Origin of the sequence: Mesorhizobium sp. M7A.F.Ca.CA.002.04.1.1 (genome assembly GCF_004022805.1) — a bacterium.
In the GTDB taxonomy this organism is placed as follows: Bacteria; Pseudomonadota; Alphaproteobacteria; order Rhizobiales; family Rhizobiaceae; genus Mesorhizobium; species Mesorhizobium ciceri.
This window is the reverse complement of sequence record NZ_RZPL01001095.1, coordinates 1-1,155: the sequence shown is the minus strand read 5'-3', so window position 1 is coordinate 1,155 and position 1,155 is coordinate 1. Positions and strand designations below refer to the sequence as shown.

1 protein-coding gene and 1 pseudogene are annotated in these 1,155 nt (G+C 62.7%); one reads left to right on the top strand and one right to left on the bottom strand.

Going from position 1 to position 1,155, the window contains the following annotated elements; all coding sequences use genetic code 11:
- Positions 1 to 397, bottom strand: a pseudogene (locus ENZ75_RS32435) (amidohydrolase family protein); the annotation flags it as partial.
- A gap of 75 nt (positions 398 to 472) precedes the next feature.
- On the opposite strand from ENZ75_RS32435, the gene ENZ75_RS32430 reads away from it, so the two are divergent.
- On the top strand, positions 473 to 1,155 hold a 683-nt coding region (locus ENZ75_RS32430), incomplete at its 3' end, for a folate-binding protein YgfZ (protein ID WP_164888200.1).

The following is a 1,155-nucleotide window of genomic DNA, read 5'->3' as shown; positions in this document are numbered from 1 at the left end:
AGCTTGAGCGGCTGCCGCCGACCCAGAAGGCGAAATCGCAATGCATGCGCCCCGTGCCGCGCCGGACCTTGTCGGCAAGCGCTGCCTCGCTGGTGGTCAGCGGATTGGTGTTGGGCATCTCGAACACGGCGGTGACGCCGCCAAGCACGGCAGCGCGCGAACCCGTTTCCAAATCTTCCTTGTGCTCCAGTCCCGGCTCGCGAAAATGCACCTGGCTGTCGACGACACCCGGCAGGATATGCAGGCCGCGGCAGTCGATCGTCTCGCCGGCCGAGGCCTGGCGGAGATCGCCGATGGCAGCGATGCGCCCGTCCTTCACGCCGATGTCGCGAGCCCCTTCGCCGTCATGGTTGACCACTGTGCCGCCTGTCAGGATGAGGTCGTAGATCATGGCCATGCTCTCTTGCGGGGGGAGTGCCAGCGGCTTACGTAAAGGCCGACCATTTTGCAAGATCAGGTTGCTTTTCCGCCCATGCCCTGTGCCCAGCTCAAAGACCGCGCCCTCATTTCCGTATCAGGTCCGGATGCCGAGCATTTTTTGCAGAACATCCTGACCACCGATCTCGACATCCTGGCTCCCGGCGAAGCCAAACCCGGTGCGCTGCTGACGCCGCAAGGCAAGATCCTGTTCGATTTCCTGATCTCCCGCACCGGCGAGAATGCATTCCGGCTCGAATGCCGTGCCGACATATCGGACGATTTCGTACGCCGGCTGACGCTCTACAAACTGCGCGCCAAGGTCGAGATTACCAAATCCGATCAGGCGTTTGTCACCGTCGCGTGGGGACATGAATCAACACCCTCACAATCTGATTCAACGGCGGCCGCCGACACACGCTTTCCGAAGGGTGCCGTCACGCGTTCCTATGGCGAAACGGATGAGCCCGGCGATCTTGCCGCGTGGCAAGCCTTCCGCATTGTCGGCGGCATTGCCGAAAGCGGCAGCGACTACCAACTCGGAGACGCCTTCCCCCACGATGTGCTGCTGGACGAAACCGGCGGCATCGGCTTCAAGAAGGGCTGCTATGTCGGCCAGGAGGTCGTCTCGCGCATGCAGCATCGCGGCACGGCCAGGCGGCGCGTGCTGATTGCATCGGCCGACATAGCAGCCCTTCTTGAAGCCGATGCCGCCGGTTTCGTCCAGCAGCACATCGT